This is a genomic window from Wolbachia endosymbiont (group A) of Andrena hattorfiana, assembly GCF_947179565.1.
Classification (GTDB): Bacteria; Pseudomonadota; Alphaproteobacteria; order Rickettsiales; family Anaplasmataceae; genus Wolbachia.
Map to the genome: position 1 here is coordinate 225,620 of NZ_CAMXBT010000003.1, position 18,713 is coordinate 244,332.

Sequence of the window (18,713 nt, forward strand, 5' to 3'; positions counted from 1 at the left end):
AGTAATATGGAACAAAACTTTTTCAATATCAGTCAAAAAATTCCCTTTTTCAGTGTGAAAGAATACTTAGATGATCAATCACCAACACCAGAAGATATTATCCACCCTAGAATTTTAACAAAAAGAGGCTTATTGGTACTGGGTGGCCCACCTAAAATCGGCAAAAGCGACTTTTTGATCTCTTGGCTTATCTACATGGCTGCTGGTAGATCATTTCTTGGTATGACACCAAATAGACCTTTGAAAATTTTCTACATGCAAACTGAAATTGAATATGAATATATGAAAGAACGTTTGCAACAACTTCAACTTGATAACGAACTTTTGGATGTGGCTGCTAACAACTTAATCATTACGCCAAAAGTGCACTTATCATTTAATCATGATGAAATAAGTGAAATCAAGGAAATTGTGAATGAACGCTTTAAACCTGATGTTTTGGCCATAGATCCATTACGTAACATCTTTAGCAGCGAGTATGGAAATGAAAATGATAATAGTGCTATGTTGTTCTTTCTGCAAAAGACTCTTGAAAAGCTACGCAGTGCTGTCAATCCAGATGCTTGCATTGTACTCACTCATCATACAAAAAAATTATCAAAAAAAATGCTGGAAGAAGATCCATTTCAGGGTTTAAGCGGAGCTGGTTCTTTGAGGGGATTTTACAGTACGGGAATGGTGATGTTTTCTCAAGATGATGAAAGCACTGTACGTCAGATAGTATTTGAACTGCGTAATGGTGAACGTGTGGCAAGTAAGCTTGTCGATAAGATAAATGGTCGTTGGAAGATTGTAGACCAATGGAGTTGATTCTTTTTTTCACTTTACAATTAATCTATAGGAGGACAATATGCTATCAGATTTTTTAACTGATTTTAATACTGCAAAATCACAAAGTAATTTAATACCAAAAGGGACAACGGTGAAAGTCAAAATGGCAATTAAACCTGGTGGTTATGAAAATTGGTTCACTAAAAGCTATACTACTGGCAGCATCTATTTAAACGCTGAATTTACTGTCACTGAAGGGCCATATGCAAAACGTAAGATTTATCAAGTAATTGGTATAAAAAGTGGCAAAGCAAGCGTTGAAGGAGAAGATACTTGGGGAGAATCTGGTCGTTCTATGTTGCGAAGTATTTTAGAGTCAGCACGGAACATTCATCCACATGACACTTCAGAAAAGGCAACTCTTGCTCGTAAGCTGAACTCTATTGCAGATTTAAATGGCCTAGAATTTACCGCAAAAGTTGGCATTGAGACCGATAGTAGATATGGAGACAGGAATAGAATTGCTACGGTTATTACTCCAGAACAATCTGAAGTTGATTGGTTACCATTTTGAAGTACGAAGAGGAGAAGCTCTGGATTGCTGTAATTGAGAGAGCTATCAAAGATGCAGCAGGAAAAAATCTAGAGCTAAAGAAGGAAGCAACTGAGTGGTTAAATTCGAAATCTTTTGAAACTGTTTGTGAGCTAGCTAATCTCAGCTCTAAACGTATGAAAAGTATGTATGGGGGTTTTATGCAGAGAAAGGAAATAAAAGGATTATTGATTGATAATATTAAGGAGTGCGTACCTTACCTAATTCCAGATGGTAAGTTTTACCAAGAGAAGACTTATGTTGGCAGCTTAAATGGAGATACCATTATGGTCAAAATAGTAGGTAAAAAAGCTGGTAATTGGCGTAATTTTACCACAGGGGCTAGTGGTGACATTATTGATCTTTGGACTTTAATTAAAGGTAATATAGATTCTGCCAAGGAGTGGTTAAATACTAAAAATACTGAGAAATTACAAAATAAAGAAGAAATAAAAAAGTGGACAAAGGGGGAAAAGGCATTTTCTGTAGGACAGTATTTAAGCGATCAATCTCCAATGCCGAAAGATGTCATAGGCCCAAGAATTCTGACATCAGGGGGGCTTTTAGTTATAGGCGATACTCCAAAGGTTGGCAAAACCAGTTTTCTACTTTCTCTGTTAGCACATATGGCAGCCGGAATATCATTTCTTAATATGAAGCCTGCAAAGCCACTAAAGATACTATATTTACAGGACGAAATGAATCGTGACGGTGTGAGAAGGCAAGTGCAGGAGCTCAAAAAGCTTATGAGTTTGGTAAAAGAAAACTTGGTCATTACTTCAGAAATAAAAATAACGTTGAATGACGAAGGAATAGAGAGAATCAAAGACATTATTGTGGAAAAATTTGGGACAAAGATGATCGATCTTATTGCAATATACTCTCTGACAACGCATCTGATGCCACTTTCTCTTTTACGGAGTGGGATTGAAAAATTACGCTCTATCGGCATTGGAATAATTATGACCCATCACACTAAAAAAGTATCCACAGCTACACTGGAAAAAGACCCGTTTCAGGCTTTAGTTGGAGCTAATGCACTCAGAAGCTTCTATACATCTGGTATAATAATGTTTCAACCCAGTAGAAGCAAAAATATCCTGCAGGTAGCGTATGAACTTGGAAACGGAAAACCTATACCAGCAAAATTTATTAGCAGGGCTAACGGATGTTGGAAAGCTTCTAAGGTTGTGGCATAGCAAAGTTGAAATTGTTAAATCTATTGTGATTTTACACTACAGAAAAACGGGCATATCGATTGAAAAAGAAGAGCTTAAAACTCAGCTTTTACAAAACATCAGATCTTGTCTTTCGTACCTACTACCTAATGGCACTTTTTGCAAAAATGAGTTTCAAGTAGGCGATGTCTGGGGTAATAGAGGAAAAAGTTTAAGAGTAGAGCTAAGTGGTAGTAAAACCGGGTTATGGAACGATTTCGCAACCGGGGATAGTGGTGACATTATCGATCTCTGGGCAGTCATACACGGGAAGAACGCGAGGACAGAGTTTTCTGAAGTAATGGCTTCTATAGGTGAATGGCTTGGCAAACAACATACTAGAGAAAAAAAGAGTATCAAAGATCTAGAACAGTACATGACTTGTAGCTGGAATTATTACGATGAAAACAACCAAGTTATTGTTATAGTTTACCGTTATGACCCTCCTGAAAGAAAGAAGGAATATCGTCCATTTGATGTTAAAAAGCTAAGTTTTGGTGAACCAGATATAAGGCCACTCTATAACATTCCAGGTATCTTAAAGTCTGATAAAATTATTCTTGTGGAAGGAGAAAAATGTGCTGAGGCACTTATAGAACAGGGGATTACTGCAACAACAGCGATGTTTGGAGCAAATGCACCTATTGATAAAACAGACTGGAGTCCACTTAAGGGAAAACATATTATCATTTGGCCAGATAATGATGAAGCAGGTAAAAAATATGCTAAAAATGCTAAAAAAAAGCTTTCAGAGCTTGGAGTCGCGTCATTTTCTATTCTAAAGATTCCACAAAACAAGCCAAAGAGTTGGGATGCTGCAGACGGTGTGTTAGAAGGAATGAACGTTGAAGAATTTATCGAAAAAAATTCTGCAAAACAGTCGCTTAACATTTTAGATTGGAGTGTGAGTCGTTATTTAGGTCAAGCACCAGTACAAAGATTTCTTGTTGAAGGATTATTTCCTTTAGGCGTAACTTCAATAGTAGCTGCTATGGGAGACACAGGCAAAGGTATGCTTCTTCTTGACCTAGCGCTTAAGGTTGCAAGTGATACAGATCAAGTATGTGGTTTTGGCCCACTTGTTACTGAGCATGGATCAGTGGTGATTTTTTCAGCAGAGGATGATGCAGATGAAATACATCGTCGCCTTGATCGTCTTGATCCTGAAGGTAAAAGAGCAGAATATCATGATCGGTTATTTATTATACCTATGCCAAATATGGGAGGACCTTTCTCTATGCTAAAAACCAACATGCGCGGTAAATGTCCTGAAATTTCAGAAAAGTTTGAAAATATTAGTAGACAGTTAAGTACAATCAAAAATTTAAAACTAATCATCTTTGATCCATTAATATCATTTGTCCATGCTGATATAAATTCAGATCCAGAGCTTGGTTGGTTTTCTACAGGATTACTTGCAAGTTTAGCAGCTGAAATGGGAGCTAGTGTAATTACTGCACATCATATGAGAAAACCTAAAATTTCAACCGTAGAACAAGCAAGAGAAGCAATAAGAGGCACTACTGCACTTGTTGATGGAGTTAGGTGTTCTTTTGCACTATGGCCTGCGTCTACAGAACATCAAAATTCAGTATTTAATGATCTGAAAATCGCAAAAGTTAACAATGCGATTTATCAAGGAGCTATAGTCAAATCCAATGGGTTAGCAGACAGAAGTACAAGAACTTACTTACGTTCACCAATTGGCTTACTTGAGGATATATCCGAGCAGCTTAAACTTAATACATTGTCTGATGAATATCTAAAAAAGATACTTATGCAAGCCATTGCCATTTCAGCACAAGCAGGACATCCATTTACCCATACAGGCGGACCAGGAGTGTTTAAACAAAGGCACAGATTACCAGCTATATTTCATAATATCAGTAGGCATAAGCTTGAGCACTTAATACAGGTCTTATTAAACGAACATAAGGTAGTGAAAGGTATGGCTGCAAACTCAAAAGAAGATAAATGGCTTGATGTTCCAAATGGTCCAATTGCAAGAGGTGAAGGTAAATTTAAGTTAGGTGCTGGAATTTTTAACTTCAAGTAAGATTTCCATTTTTTAAAGGCAACTCAAAGAACGTTCTGTAGACTTAGCAGCACCTAAAGAAAGTATAAAGGGATTGAGACGGTAACCATGGTCTTTGCAAGAGTATCCTGGCCAGCCGACATTCTCAATAATATCGTTACAATCAATGCCAAGCTTCTCGAATAAATTTTCTTTTATTGCTTTGATCATTCTATTTAGGGGTCTTCTAATCTTGTACTCTAAGTTGTGAATTTCTGAATTAAAACCCAAACGCTCTCCTAGTTGATTAATATTAAGGAATTTATATTTTTCTGCTGGCAATCCGTTTTTGAAATCCTGCCAAAACTGAGCTAATAACACATGCATAATATCAAGACATGCTACTGAATACTTACTGATAACTTGGATGTTATTTATGTAGATTGAGTTATTTATAATATGCAAATGCATTATCCTAGGCTGAGATAGCTCAGTAGATGGAGTTAGCGACATTTATTAATTTATTACGTTCAATAAACTCATTGTAGTATATTTTTAATAAAAAAGTAGAAATTTTTTGGACGAATTTTGAAGCTACCGTGTATATATACTATAGGGGTCGAACTTTCGAATGTCAATACTCACACAATCAGGTCGAGCAGCAATAGCAGCAAGTATAAAAGAGCAAGTTATACATCTTGCCTGGGGAAATGGTGATGCAGGATGGGAAAGTAGTCATCAGGTCGAAAAAGTTTTTGTTGAGGATGAAATAGCTCTAGATCACCACACTATTAAAGATGTAAGGGTTTTTAAAGGACAAACAGTATATCAGTCAAACATAGACTATACAGTTGATAGCAGTACTAGTGTTATTCAGCGCACAGAAAATAGCTCTATTGTAGAGAATAGTACAGTTACCATAGAGTACGTTCAAAGCACACCACCAGAGCCTATCAATGCTACAAAGCTGATAAATGAAGTTGGCAGACGTACTGCAGACGAAGTTCTCTTCTGCACAGGTGATGAAAACGGCGAACTTGTAACTCCTTCTGGAAGGTTTAGGCCCTCAAATGTACCAACCAATAACTTTGTATCTTGAAAAAAGCATCTAGTGTTTTAAGCTTAAACATTAGGTAGAGAAGGGAAAACTTTGTCAATAACTTTAGATATAAAATCTGTGGTATAGGAAAGAGTCCCTTCTCAAAAGTTATAGGCTGGACGGTATCTTAGAAAGACCAAATGGTTCTAATTCTGTATTCACAAGGTTAGCCTTACTTTTCATTTTTAATGGTAACATATGGGGTTATATATGATCAACAACTTTTTAGGTATAGATGTTTCAAAAGAACATTTTGATGTTTCTCTCTCATTCATAAGCAAAAAAGGAAAACATGAAACTAGGAAAAGGAAATTTAAAAATGATGATACTGGGTTTCAAAGTCTGCTGAACTTTCTACAAAAACATAACGTAGAAGAAGTAAAAGCTTGCATGGAAGCCACTGGTTGTTATAGCGAGGCTTTGGCTGAATTCCTTTATAACGCTAGACATTTTGTGAGTGTTGTAAATCCAGCTTGCATAAGGTTTTATGCAAAAAGTAAGCTTGCACGACAAAAGAATGACCAGACTGATGCAGAAATTATTGCAGATTATTGTCAAAGACAGGAACTTTCTCGTTGCTTCTCCTGAAAAGAAAAAATTAAAACATCTTTATCGTTGTTCAGATGCGTTAAAAGATGAATTAACATTAGTAAATAATCATTTAGAAAAGACAGAGAGACTGCCTGAAGAAGTTGTAAATGTTTGGGAAAACCTAGCAATGACCATAGAACAATCAATAGAAACAATAAAAAACTCCATATGTGAACTAGTAAAACAACACAAAGAATTGTTGGAAGATTTTCAACTCTTACTGACTATTCCAGGCATAGGAGAGGAGTCAGCAGTAGCTATTTTAGCTGAAATTCCTGATATAAAAGCCTTTATAAATGCCAGGCAATTGGCAGCATATGCAGGAACTATACCAAAAAATGTAACATCAGGTTCATCTGTACATGCCAAGCCCAGATTAAGTAAAACTGGTTCACGAACATTACGTAAGGCAATGTACTTTCCTGCTATAGTAGCCAAGAATCATAACCCTATTATTATGACTTTTTGCGAAAGGTTGAAAGAGAAAGGTAAGCATAATATGGCTATTGTGGGAGCTGCAATGCGTAAGTTACTCCATATTATTTTTGGTGTCCTAAGTTCAAAAAAGGCTTTTGATCCTGATCATATAAAAAACCGCAAAACAAAGTTATCTATGGAAAGCTTGTTTATTTGATAAAGATTAAATGTAAAATTTGTATGTCAATACTCACACAGTCCGGTAGAGCAGCAATAGCAGCAAGTATAAAAGAACAGCCTATACATCTTGCTTGGGGTAGTGGTAATTCAAATTGGGAGAGTAGCCACAGAGCAGAAAAAACTTTTGTTAAGAATAGAGTAATGCTCGATCATTTCCCAGTTAAAGAGGTAAAAATCTTTCAAGGCTCAACAACCTATAAGCCAAGCATAGATTATACGATTGACAGCAATACTGGTACTGTTAAGTGCCTTGAAAATAGCTCTATTACAGCGGACAGTACAGTTACTGTAGAGTATATTCGAAGTACACCAGCAGAGCCCATTACTTCTACAAAGCTGCTTAATGAACTTGGAAGACGCATTGTTGATGAAGTCCTTTTTTGCACAGGTGATGAAAATGGAGAACTTATAACTCCTTCGGGAAGGTTTAAATCTTCAAATATGCCAACCAATAATTTATATCTTAAATTTACCTTCGGTTTCACGGATGCAGCAAATCAAGTGATCAGAGAGCTAGGAATTATGGTTGGCACCAAAGTAAAAGAAGCCTTACCACCAGGGCGAAGATATTTTGAACCTAAAGATATTGAAAATCCTGGGATTTTATTGGTTTTAGAGCACACTGTGCCGCTTATCAGAACTGCAGCTACAAGAGAAACTTTTTCCTTTGTTGTAACATTTTGACATATGACAATAGTCTATTTTTTGAAAGAAAAACACTTCGATCAGAAGAATCAACAAAATCTAAGTTCATTATTCAACGTTCTTGTAACTTTTTTGTTGACGTACAAGAAGGTTGTAAGTTGGAAATGTGATATAAAAAGAAGCAAGAAGAAAGATAACTCTATAAAAATGTGGTTATCGCCAGGCTTGAGCAACCGTAAGACGGTAGTATTATAACATACGTAGATATCAAGGTACTCAAGCCTATCCTTCGAGACGTTTGAATAGTTGTTTGGGACATATATATGCACCCGTTTACAATCTTAAATTTTAACTTAAACTCTCGAGGTTCTTTATGGTTACATCTTATCAAAATTTTATTGGCATTGATATCGGAAAACTTGAATTTTTTACTGCAGTTAATGAACAAAAAGGTGTCATCAAATTTGACAATAGTTGTGTTGGTTGGAAACAACTCTACCAAAAATTTTCAAATATCTTGCCCAACTCCATGGTAATTTTAGAAGCTACAGGAGGTTATGAGCTTGGCTTATTGTATTTTCTTATTGATAGAAACATTGCTGTGCATCGTGCTAATACTCGTCAAGTTAAAAACTTCATTCTATCTCATGGAACTTTGGCAAAGACCGACAGTCTTGATGCAAAAGCGCTTGCCCAATATGGTTCTGAGCGTTGTGGACATTTGCAGCTATTTACACCTATCTCAAAAGAACAAACCACCTTGTTTGCACTTTGTCAGCGTCGTGACGATATTACGAAAATGCTTGTTCAAGAGAAGAATAGGCTAAAAACTCCTGGAAATGATTACATTAAGGAAAGTTGTCAACAAGCTATTGAATTCCTCAACAACCAGGTAGAAAAGCTTGATCAAGCTATACAAAAAATAGTCAATGAAAATCCTGAATTGCAACGATGCCAAAAAATTCTTGAAACAGTCCCTGGAATAGGTAGAAAAACCTCTCAATGTTTATTGTGTCTCATACCGGAACTTGGTTCTTTAAATAAAAGGCAAATTGCAAGCCTTGCAGGTGTTGCGCCTCATCCTAAGGAAAGTGGTAAAGCTATTGGCTACCGAAGGATTATAGGTGGAAGAAGTAACGTTCGTTCAAAGCTTTTTACAGCTGCCATGGCTGCTACAAGGTCCAAATCTGCACTTAGTGCCTTTTATTCTAAGCTTATTGAAAGTGGTAAGAAGAAGATGGTGGCTATAACAGCTCTAATGCGTAAAATAATAGTGATTGCTAATGCAAGGCTTAAAGAAGCAGTTAATTTGCATATTTAAAAATTTACATAGCAATAACTGAAATTGGTTAATGAATATGCGCTTTTAATGTGTGTGGACGCGCATATTCATTAACCAATTTCAGTTATTGCTGTGGTGGCTGTTTGATACAAAATTCTGTTTCTATAACAAATGGGTTTTTATTGCCCATATGAAGTTGCAAAATTACAAATAAAAAATTTTTAAAAAAACATAGTTGATATGACGTAGGGGTTGCCGAGAACTTGTCATTCCAGTGCTTGACACTGGCATCCAGTTTTCTTTATAATTTCCTTTGTGAAAGAACAAAAGTGCTTATTTGTAACCATAGCTGGCTTACCAAATGCTGGGAAGTCTACATTAATTAACAGCATCATAGGCAAGAAAATTGCAATTGTTACACCCAAAGTGCAAACAACAAGGACGCAAATAAGGGGTATTGCAACATGCAACAACACACAAATTGTCTTTACTGACTCCCCAGGAATTTTCTCAGCAGAAACAAAACTTGAAAAAGCTTTAGTCAAATCTGCATGGTCAGCAATCAAGGGTGATGACATCACTTTGTTACTTGTTGATGTAAGCAATTATTTGAAAAATATAGAAAGAATTAAGACTATATTTACGCGGCTGCAGCGCACAAAAGGCAGATGCATTTTGGTTATCAATAAAACTGATTTGGTAAAAAGGCCAGAACTCAAGATGGCGCATGAGCATCTGAATTTGCTTTATAAATTTGAAAAAGTTTTTACGATATCAGCATTAAAGAATGATGGACTTTCTGATTTGATGAATTACTTGTCTGAAGTTGCACCGGTGAGCCCTTGGTTTTATGAAGAAGATCAAATAACCGATTCCTCGACAAATTTTTTATCAGTAGAAATTACGAGAGAAAAATTATTCTTGAACCTGCGTGAAGAATTGCCATACTCTACTGCTGTTATAACTGAACAATTTGAGGAAAAAAAAGATAAGAGTTTAGTCATCAAACAGATCATATTCGTGTTGAAAGATAGTCATAAAAAAATAGTGCTAGGGAAAGGTGGCAGTAATATTAAAAAAATTAATATCGAAGCACGTGCTGAACTAGAAAAATTATTTGAGTGCAAGGTTCACCTCTTTTTGTTCGTAAAAGTGCGACCTTGGATCGACCGTCCAGAGGAGTATATAGGCAATGCTTAATTCTTTATTGGTATTTGATATTGAAACTATACCAGATGCAAATTCCTGCAAAAATTTACTCAATATTAGTGATGATAGTAGTGTAGAAGAGAAGAGGGATGCATTAACAAAATATCATCTTGAAATAACAAACGGGCAAAACTCTTTTCTGCGTCAGCCCTTCCATCAAATTGTAGTTATCAGTTTTTTACTTTGCAATATAAGCCACCAGAGCGGTTATGAGGTGTTCAAACTGCAAGAAATAAGATCTGGAGGCACACTAAATTCCAGTGAAAAGGAGCTAGTGAAAGGATTTTTTAACTACATATCAGAGAAAAAGCCAAGATTAGTTTCGTTCAACGGACGCACTTTTGATATACCAGTACTGAAGTATCGTGCTATGGTCCATGGCATTCAAGCAGAATATTTTCATAAAGCTGGCGATAAGTGGAATAGCTATAATCAAAGATATAGTAGTGATTGGCATTGTGACTTACTTGAAACCCTCTCTGGTTTTGGAGCCTCTGCAAGAGTAAAAATGAACGAAGTTTGTGCAGCATTTAACCTTCCTGGCAAGATTGGAGTTGATGGGTCACAAGTTATGGGCTTACATGATAGTGGCAAAATACAAGAGATTCGAGATTATTGCGAAACGGATGTAATTAATACTTATTTGATTTACTTAAGGTTCATGCATCATCAGGGAAGGATCACTACTGAAAGCTACAACAAAAGCGTGGAAGAGTTGCTTTTAGAGTGCGAAAAAAAAGAATACCTAAAGAAATTTAAAGAAGAATGGCAAATAACTTGTGGTGGAAATTTTTATATTGAATTTAAATGAATAGATGTTATGGAGCAATCTAATAATTGCTCCATAGTAATAGTTATAAACTCCTTGCAGTAGACAAGTAATTCTCATATGCTATCTTGCTTTGCACAACTTCTGCTTGTTCAATCTGAATAGATGAGGAATTTTCATGTGCTATCTGCTCAACTTCTACTTGTTCAACCTGAGAAGAATTTTTTAATTTATTATCTTGATATTCCTTTTTTACTTCCTCAAAAAAATTTGTTCCACCGAGAATATAACTTCCCAATTTTGCAGCATAATGTTGAGCATTACCTAAAACTGCAGAGTTAATTTGACTTAATGCCCTAACGGGATAGTAAAAGAGAGATACGTTATTATTTGACTTGAAATCACTTTCATCCATTACTTTAACAGCTTCATGATAACCATCTATTTTATGAAAAGAATATCCTTCCGGTGCTGATATTCTTAATTGTGCACCTACATGAGCATAACCAAAAAGACCAGGTGATACTGCTGGCACTGGATCTTGTCTATGTTGAGTTACTCTAATGGTTTTTTCTTGAAGAACGTCATTATAAAATTTACTAGCAGTAAGGTCAAAAACTCTTGGATCACCAAAAGTTGCAACATGAATATCTTCAGCTCTTTCTGTTTTATTAAGACATAAAGCAGCTATCTTAGCAATCGCCCCTCCCATGCTGTGACCTGTAAGATTAATTCTAAAATCTTTGATTTCTGATCCTTGTTTCTCAGCGTGAGATTTTAAAATGCCATAAAGATTAGGCCATGAATCCGTAAATGAGTTATAAGAACCACGATGAATTCTTCCACCTTTAGATAAAAGTTCCGAGGTAGTAAAAGATGCATTTAGATCAGTAATTAGATCATTTAAGCCCCATAAACCATGTTTTAAGCGAGTACCATGGTAAGCTATTGTTATTTCTTTACCTTTTATGAAAACATGACCAGCATCTTTTTCAAAGCTATTACCAAATGGAATGATTTCATAACTTTCTTTAGTAAGTTCAGCTCTAGTTTTATACATTTTTTCAGGGGATGGAATAATTTCATAACCTTCCGTAGTAACTTCAAATCCAGTTTTGTATACTTCTTCAGCTAAGGTGTTGCATCTTTTCAATTACTATTGTTAGAATAAAAAAATTTTACTTCCATAGAATAAATAGTAGAGTTATAATGCACTAGCAAGCAAAATATTAACCTTTGTGTTAAATTTTGGTTAATATAAACGTTAGGCATATTAAAAAAGTTATTTTTAAGGTGTTGCACTTTACTTTTGTTTTCGCTATAAGATTGCTTTAAGTTGAATTTTCAACATTTTTATATATTTACATTTAAGACAATGATTTCGAAATTTTTTGGGGGCACTTCATGAAAAAATCTATTTATACTAGAACTGCTCTAGTTTCTTTATTAACTTTATGTTCTTTCAGCAGTTTTGCAGCTGACTTTCCTGATGAGAGTATGAAGGAAATAAAAAAGCAAGAGAGCACAAAAACTTCTGGAAAAACAGAAGTTATGAAAACATCAAATAAAAAACTGAAAGAAAAGATGGACAGAATATGTAATGCTGATCCAAGAAAAAAAGCTGAAGAGCTTAAGAAAAAAGAGGAGCTAAGATTAGCAGCCGAGCAGAAGAAAAAAGAGGAGATCAGGCTAGCAAATGAGAAAAAAGCAAAGCTTATAGAGGATTCAAAAGCGAAAGCTCTAAATGCTAAGAATTCTAATATAGAAAAAGGTAAAGTTTCAAAAACTAAGGCTTCTAAAACTAAGAATGCTAAAATTAAAGCTAAAGATGTAAAGAAGGATGTAAAGGTTGTTAACAAAAATACAGAGGAAAAAGTTAAGGCAAATCCTGTTGTTTCAGTTGGTGGAGTTGATATTATCGACACCAATCAAGGGCAAAGTAATTTAAGAATAACTTTTGGTGGTGTTGTTGATGCTCAAGGTTATGGTAAAGCAGGGCCAAGTGGCACAGATTATAAACGTTATCACGTTATGCCAGGCAAATCTATAGATTCTCATCGTCTTACTAAGGATAAAGCAAAAGGAGCAAATCCAATATTCCCTAAAATAGGAAATATCGGTGACTATAGCAATGATATGGGTATGATTGCTGATGCAATATTGCACTTAAGAGCTGAAAACAAAAATGAAGATTTAGGTCTTCTCTATGGTGCTGATGTGCAGTTTCATGTTCCAGTGACCGAAGGTAAGGGAGCTTCACAGGGTGTTTATGCTGCGAAAGGCAGAAGTGCGCATGTGTTTGTTAACTCAAAATATGGTAACGTGAAGCTTGGTTACCAATTTGGTCCTGAGGCTCTGATGAGACTTGATGCAACAAGAATTGCAACTGTTGACGGAGCTGCAGATAGTGACTGGTTCAGAAAAGTGAACTTAGAAGGAAGCGCTGTAAGCTTTCCATTTTATGTAACACCACGTCTTTACACCGAAAGTTTTTCGAGTGAAAGTGAAAGATTCTCTTTCCACATGGCAGGGAAATATAACAAAAGCGTTATGACTACACTGCCATTTAGAGTTGCTTACTACTCACCAAATTATATGGGCGCAAGGTTTGGTGTTAGCTATTCACCTCGCTATGATAGTAGTTTATTTGTTATAAAGGATGATGATGACATAAAACATTTCGGTCCAGACTATGAGCACATAGTAAGTGCTGGCGTATCATATGAATATGACTTTGATAAACACAAGGTGAAAGTTAAAACTTCTGCAGTTGGTGAGTATGGTCAAGCGAAAAAACCAAATAAAGATAAGCATGTTTATGATAAATATGTAGAGTACAATGACCTTATGGGTGTTAATTTGGGTATAAGCGCTGATTATAAGATTAATGAAGACCAAGGCGTAAAATTTGCCGCTTCTTTTGCATATTTGGGTAAATCTAGCCAACCAAGTGGTATTACAAAACCGGGTGCTGATAAATATGAAACAATTGATAGTGCAGATCCTACTGATGGTATAAGAGCAGAAGGACTGGTGGCTCAATTCGGTGAAAATAGTATAGACACCATGTATTGGACTGTAGGAGCTGGCTATCAATATGAGAATATCTACACAAGTTTGACGTACTTTGGTAGCAGAATGAATGATGGAGATATGCTTCATGATGGTGCACTTGGCGTTCAATATGATCTATCTCCTGCATGCAGTAAGAGCAAATTTGTTCCTTACGCAGCTCTCCATTATTTTATGACTAACGAGAAACAAAACGCAAATCATAAGATTACAAAAGTAGGTAGTAACGAAGAGGCACCTTCTAACCAAGGAATTCTCCTTCTTACTGGTGTGAAGTTTTCTTTCTAACCAACTAGTGTACACCACAGTTAATTGTGGTGTATCCTTCTCTGTTGATGTTCAATGTTTATTTGTCAATCAAATAAACATATGGTGTCCTCTCTCCTGTCATCCCAGTGCGTGACACTGGGATCTAAGTTATATGCAAAATTATTACGTTTACATACTTGCAAGCAAGAATAATCGAACTTTATATACAGGTATAACATCAAATCTGATTAAACGAATCTGGGAACATAAGAGTAAAGTTATTTCTGGCTTTACATCAAAATACAATGTACATAAATTAGTTCATTTTGAAGAATTTCAAGATATAAATTCAGCTCTTAATAGAGAAAGACTGTTAAAAAGTTGGAAAAGAAAATGGAAGACTGATTTGATCGAAAAAGAAAATCCAAATTGGGTAGATTTATATGATAACATAGTCAGGTAAAATTAGATCCCAGTGTCACGCACTGGGATGACACCCTATGGTTACTGGGATGACACCCTATAGCTACTCAGATGACGGGAAAAGAACACACTGGCTTATCTACTAGCCGTATAGCTACTTTCAAATTCAATCAATTAAACAGGAGGCCCCTATGCAAACCACACTAAAAAATCATTTAGCTGGAGAATTACTTACCACCGCTACGTGCTGGAAATTAAAGCTCGCGGATGGAGAAGTAATGGGATTCACTGACTATGATGAAGATTTAAATATTGATAATATACTCTATAAATCTTCAAGTGGGTTTACAGCCAGTAGTATAATATTAAACAGCGATTTAAAAACTGATAATCTAGAAATTGAAGGGATATTAAATAGTGGTGATATTAAAGAAGAAGATGTTTTATCAGGAAAGTACGACTTTGCAAATATTGAAATATTTCTTGTGAATTATAAAGACTTGACCTAGGGAACAATGAATCTACATTCAGGAACTTTTGGTAAAGTGACATTAAGTAGTGGAAGATTTATTGTTGAAATTAGAGGGCTCTCAGCAAAGCTTGAGAGAAGCATAGCAGAATTATACTCTCCTGCATGCAGAGCACAATTTTGCGATGATAAATGCAAAGCCGATACTAAAAAATTTAGTAAAATAAGTACAATCACTAAAGTAATAGACGAAAGAAGATTTGAAGACACGAATTTAACTGAGAGTGATGAATATTATAAGCACGGAGTAGTGAAATTCTTTGGCTCAACAGCATTTGAAGGTATAGTAAAAGAATATAAAAATAGAGTAGTTACATTGTTTATTTCGTCTTCATACCAAATTTTTGCTGGAGATAAATATTCAATACTCGCAGGTTGCGATAAAACATTTCCAACTTGCAGAAGCAAGTTTAACAATACTGTAAATTTTCGTGGTGAACCCTATATACCAGGTTTTTATATTGTTTAGCAGCACAATTTTCAATATTATGAATATGCATGGAAAGGTGGCTGAGTGGTCTAAAGCACACGCTTGGAAAGCGTGCACATATGAAAATATGTCGGGGGTTCGAATCCCCCCTTTTCCGCATATTACTTCTAGAATAGTATAAAACCCGCTATGTCAGCCTCCTTTTACCCCACTTAGGTATGTACCAATATACCTAATTTTGTTACAACATTCCCAACAACATAAATTATTTTAGCAATGCTATCAATAGCATTGCTTTAAAAAGAGTGCCCATATTTTCAGTCAACCTTAAGAATTCACTAAAGATCCTATTCTTTTGTTCATCACTTGCACTTTTCATTAAAGCCTGGGTTCTTTCTTTTATGCCAAAAAGATATAAAAATTCTCTTTGAGTTAAAATCTCGCAATCTACGTGTTTTAATGAATCTTTTAATGCTTGAAAGTTCACAAGTGCAGTAATATCACTATTACCAACATTCTCAAGAAAATTAGCATACTTATGTTGTTTTATCGATTGCAAAGTGCTCTTATATGCGGGGTATACATAACCGTAATCTATAATCAAAGCAGCTCCTTTATTATTATGTATCTTCTTCTCAAGTTTTTTTAATATTTCAACCCCAGTTGAACATATTTCCACCACTGCACCATTAAAAAGTTTTCCATTTGCCGTTCCAGCGCTTGATGCATAATTGTACGAACGTTGCAATTTACAGGTAATTTGAGTAGCAGGTGGTGTCATTCCAGTGAATGACACTGGAATCCAGTGTTTATTATACAACTGCTCAGTGTGCTCATTTACAATTAAGTTTTCTGGATCCCAGTGCCGAGCTACTCGGATGACATCATTCTTGGTGGGAATTACCCTTGTATCACAACGTTCGTATAGCTGTGTGCTTGATGCTGGAGTCCAGTCTGGTTGAGCAGTTTGCACAATTTTGAGACCGTTATCGCCTTGTTTTGTCACCCTATTTTCATACCACCCCTCATCACGATATACAAACTGATCTATCGGAAGAGCGTCAAAGAACTCATTTGCTAAAAAAATGGTTGGTTGTTCTGGTAGGTTGTCAATATCTTTGTGCCAATTAACACCTAAGCCTTTTAATTTTTCCTTTTGTATCTTCCGTAAAGTAGGGCTTATTTCAACTAAGTGGATCAACATTGAATTAAAAAAGCTGCTGTATTTTTTAGTGACTCTTATTATATCGTGAATGAGTGTTCCTTTGCCTGGCCCAAGTTCAACTAGAGAAAATTTTGATGGCTTTCCTAATTTTTCCCATGTATGCATTATCCAAACTGCAATTACTTCACCAAATAATTGGCTGATCTCAGGTGCAGTAGTAAAATCACCATCCTTACCAAGTGGTAATCTACTCGTATAATAGCCGTATTTTTCATGGTACAAAACGGCATTCATGAAATCACTGATGGATATTGATCCTTGACTTTTGTCAATTAATTCGTGTATATAAGTGAGCATGTTATTAATAAATGTTTAACTATAGCGTGCCATAATATAAAATAGTAGAGTATTTATATATATAGTATAAACTTAAGTTTGTGAGTAATAGTGCTTCAGTTATGGACGACAAAAACACCGATTATGTTGCCCTTATACCTCAAGATGATAGTATTGAATACAAATTTGAAGAAGCTGTCAATTTTATAGAAAACAAGGTTATAAATGCTGATGGACTAACTTTAGCGGAAGTGTTTCAAGTGCTAGTTCAAATGCTAGATGGTGATCTAGAATTGGTAAAAAAAGTACTAGCATATGCTAATATTATGGCAAAGCATGGAATGAAGGTAGCAAAAGAGTCGCAATTAAGCAGAGCTGATGTTCGCCGAGCTTTGGAAGGTAAAGAAAGTGTTGTCAATAGACAAGATTTTATAAAGAAACCACCTCTTCCACCTGCTATAAAATCGACCAAAAAGAAAAGTAGAGGTCTTTAGATGGCTGAATCTATAAAAAAATTTACTGTACAATGTGACTTCAAAGGACAAAGTTCACCTTTTGCAATATATATAGGAAATCCAAAAAGTGATGCTCATCCAATTCATCATCAAAATTCCTGGCTTGTAAAAGAACGTGGAGGGAATATCCCTAATAAAGTAAAAGAAAGTCTACAAAAATTATATAAACTATCTCAAGAAAATGGAGTCTCTTTCTCAGAGTTATGTGCGTATGCCATTACTGTGGTTAGTAATAATGATAAAAAAAGTGACGACAAGCAGTGAGATAGTTTAATCCCTCAATATTTCATTTATAGAGGTTTTCGATCTCGTCTTTTCATCCACTTTTTTTACTATAACTGCACAATAGGTTGAAATATTATTTTTAGATGGAATAGACCCTGGTACCACTACAGAATAAGGTGGCACTTCGCCATAAAATACCTCGCTAGTTTCTCTATCAATAATCTTTGTTGATGCTCCAATAAACACACCCATGCCAAGAACTGATCCTTCTCTCACTACCACACCCTCGGCTACCTCGCTACGTGCTCCAATAAAGCAATTATCTTCTATAATGACAGGTGAAGCTTGAATAGGCTCAAGGACTCCACCTATTCCCACTCCACCGGAAATATGGCAGTTTTTTCCTATTTGCGCACAGCTACCAATCGTTGACCAGGTATCTATCATTGTTCCTGAATCAACATATGCACCAACGTTGATAAAACTTGGCATTAGAACAACATTTGTACCTATATAAGAAGATCGGCGGACAAAACACCCAGGAACTGCTCTAATTTTTAACTGGCGAAATTTCTCCTCATTCCATTCACTAAATTTGTTACCGATCTTGTCAAACCAGCAATTGGTATTGTCTATTATTTTGTTTTCTTCAGTGAGAAAATGTAATAATATTGCCTGCTTTATCCACTTATGTACTACCCATTCTCCACTTGATAGCTTTTCTGCTACTCTAATTTTGCCACTATCAAGGAGCTCAATTACCTCTTTAATTGCTATTCTTGCTGTTTCCTTTAGGTTACAGTCATTAAATTTTTCTCTATTTTTCCAAATATTTTCTATCTCACTTTGTGTTTTTTTTAGTTGCAAACCTTCCATTTGTTATATATATTAATATTAAATTTATAGCTCTGTATCATTTGAGC

At 35.5% G+C, this 18,713-nt stretch carries 17 protein-coding genes, 1 tRNA gene and 3 pseudogenes; 17 read left to right on the plus strand and 4 right to left on the minus strand.

Annotated features, from left to right (window positions below):
* Positions 1-6 precede the first annotated feature (6 nt).
* The 4 genes from OM966_RS06095 to OM966_RS06110 are packed head-to-tail and all read left to right on the plus strand — an operon-like array spanning position 7 to position 4,636.
* Positions 7-810 (plus strand): AAA family ATPase, encoded by an 804-nt coding sequence (locus tag OM966_RS06095; RefSeq protein WP_264329225.1) that lies wholly within the window; start codon positions 7-9, stop codon positions 808-810.
* Between the two features lie 40 nt (positions 811-850).
* Complete coding sequence (locus OM966_RS06100) at positions 851-1,345, plus strand: hypothetical protein (protein ID WP_264329226.1); 495 nt, start codon at positions 851-853, stop codon at positions 1,343-1,345.
* Entirely contained in the window at positions 1,342-2,562 is a 1,221-nt protein-coding gene (locus tag OM966_RS06105; protein WP_264329227.1) for an AAA family ATPase, read from the plus strand. Before OM966_RS06100 ends, OM966_RS06105 begins: the two co-directional genes overlap by 4 nt.
* On the plus strand, positions 2,477-4,636 hold the full coding sequence (locus OM966_RS06110; protein ID WP_264329228.1) for an AAA family ATPase: 2,160 nt from the start codon (positions 2,477-2,479) through the stop codon (positions 4,634-4,636). The genes OM966_RS06105 and OM966_RS06110 overlap by 86 nt, the downstream gene beginning before the upstream one ends.
* 12 nt (positions 4,637-4,648) lie before the next feature.
* Here OM966_RS06110 and OM966_RS06115 read toward each other — a convergent pair whose 3' ends face one another.
* Positions 4,649-5,107: a hypothetical protein gene (locus tag OM966_RS06115; RefSeq protein WP_264329229.1), complete on the minus strand. Its 459-nt coding sequence runs from the start codon at positions 5,105-5,107 to the stop codon at positions 4,649-4,651.
* Positions 5,108-5,225: 118 nt separating this feature from the next.
* On the opposite strand from OM966_RS06115, the pseudogene OM966_RS06120 reads away from it, so the two are divergent.
* The 7 genes and pseudogenes from OM966_RS06120 to OM966_RS06150 all read left to right on the plus strand — a co-directional run.
* Positions 5,226-5,681 (plus strand): annotated as a pseudogene (locus tag OM966_RS06120) (hypothetical protein); the annotation flags it as partial.
* A gap of 222 nt (positions 5,682-5,903) precedes the next feature.
* Positions 5,904-6,918 (plus strand): annotated as a pseudogene (locus OM966_RS06125) (IS110 family RNA-guided transposase).
* Between the two features lie 23 nt (positions 6,919-6,941).
* On the plus strand, positions 6,942-7,625 hold the full coding sequence (locus OM966_RS06130) for a hypothetical protein (RefSeq protein WP_264329231.1): 684 nt from the start codon (positions 6,942-6,944) through the stop codon (positions 7,623-7,625).
* Between the two features lie 3 nt (positions 7,626-7,628).
* The gene (locus tag OM966_RS06135) at positions 7,629-7,841 is read left to right on the plus strand and encodes a hypothetical protein (RefSeq protein ID WP_264329232.1); all 213 of its coding nucleotides are present in this window, start codon (positions 7,629-7,631) and stop codon (positions 7,839-7,841) included.
* 118 nt (positions 7,842-7,959) lie between these two features.
* On the plus strand, positions 7,960-8,907 hold the full coding sequence (locus OM966_RS06140) for an IS110 family transposase (protein ID WP_264328356.1): 948 nt from the start codon (positions 7,960-7,962) through the stop codon (positions 8,905-8,907).
* 276 nt (positions 8,908-9,183) lie between these two features.
* On the plus strand, positions 9,184-10,068 hold the full coding sequence (gene era / locus OM966_RS06145; RefSeq protein ID WP_264329233.1) for a GTPase Era: 885 nt from the start codon (positions 9,184-9,186) through the stop codon (positions 10,066-10,068).
* Positions 10,061-10,888, plus strand: a complete 828-nt coding sequence (locus OM966_RS06150) for a 3'-5' exonuclease (RefSeq protein WP_264329234.1) — start codon at positions 10,061-10,063, stop codon at positions 10,886-10,888. Before era ends, OM966_RS06150 begins: the two co-directional genes overlap by 8 nt.
* 43 nt (positions 10,889-10,931) lie before the next feature.
* Here the strand turns inward: OM966_RS06150 and OM966_RS06155 are convergent, their stop codons facing one another.
* A complete protein-coding gene (locus OM966_RS06155; protein ID WP_264329235.1) occupies positions 10,932-11,999 on the minus strand; it encodes a lipase family protein in 1,068 nt (355 codons plus the stop codon).
* A 251-nt stretch (positions 12,000-12,250) separates the two neighbouring features.
* Here OM966_RS06155 and OM966_RS06160 point away from each other — a divergent pair, with 251 nt between their 5' ends.
* The 4 genes and pseudogenes from OM966_RS06160 (at position 12,251) to OM966_RS06175 (ending at position 15,706) form a co-directional block, all read left to right on the plus strand.
* Positions 12,251-14,206, plus strand: coding sequence for a WD0745 family porin (locus OM966_RS06160; RefSeq protein WP_264329236.1), 1,956 nt, complete (start codon positions 12,251-12,253; stop codon positions 14,204-14,206).
* Positions 14,207-14,339: 133 nt separating this feature from the next.
* Positions 14,340-14,630, plus strand: coding sequence for a GIY-YIG nuclease family protein (locus OM966_RS06165; RefSeq protein WP_253309591.1), 291 nt, complete (start codon positions 14,340-14,342; stop codon positions 14,628-14,630).
* A gap of 151 nt (positions 14,631-14,781) precedes the next feature.
* Positions 14,782-15,588, plus strand: a pseudogene (locus OM966_RS06170) (DUF2163 domain-containing protein).
* A 31-nt stretch (positions 15,589-15,619) separates the two neighbouring features.
* Positions 15,620-15,706 (plus strand) — tRNA-Ser (locus OM966_RS06175).
* A 108-nt stretch (positions 15,707-15,814) separates the two neighbouring features.
* On the opposite strand, the gene OM966_RS06180 is transcribed toward OM966_RS06175, so the two are convergent.
* Positions 15,815-17,071 carry an SAM-dependent methyltransferase gene (locus OM966_RS06180; protein WP_264329237.1) on the minus strand — a complete coding sequence of 419 codons (1,257 nt, stop codon included), beginning with the start codon at positions 17,069-17,071 and terminating at the stop codon, positions 15,815-15,817.
* A gap of 101 nt (positions 17,072-17,172) precedes the next feature.
* On the opposite strand from OM966_RS06180, the gene OM966_RS06185 reads away from it, so the two are divergent.
* Together OM966_RS06185 and OM966_RS06190 are read left to right on the plus strand one after the other, a co-directional pair.
* The gene (locus tag OM966_RS06185) at positions 17,173-17,544 is read left to right on the plus strand and encodes a hypothetical protein (protein ID WP_353273101.1); all 372 of its coding nucleotides are present in this window, start codon (positions 17,173-17,175) and stop codon (positions 17,542-17,544) included.
* Positions 17,545-17,829 carry a DUF2610 domain-containing protein gene (locus tag OM966_RS06190; protein ID WP_264329238.1) on the plus strand — a complete coding sequence of 95 codons (285 nt, stop codon included), beginning with the start codon at positions 17,545-17,547 and terminating at the stop codon, positions 17,827-17,829.
* A 6-nt stretch (positions 17,830-17,835) separates the two neighbouring features.
* Here the strand turns inward: OM966_RS06190 and dapD are convergent, their stop codons facing one another.
* Entirely contained in the window at positions 17,836-18,666 is an 831-nt protein-coding gene (gene dapD, locus OM966_RS06195; protein ID WP_264329239.1) for a 2,3,4,5-tetrahydropyridine-2,6-dicarboxylate N-succinyltransferase, read from the minus strand.
* Positions 18,667-18,713: the final 47 nt, after the last annotated feature.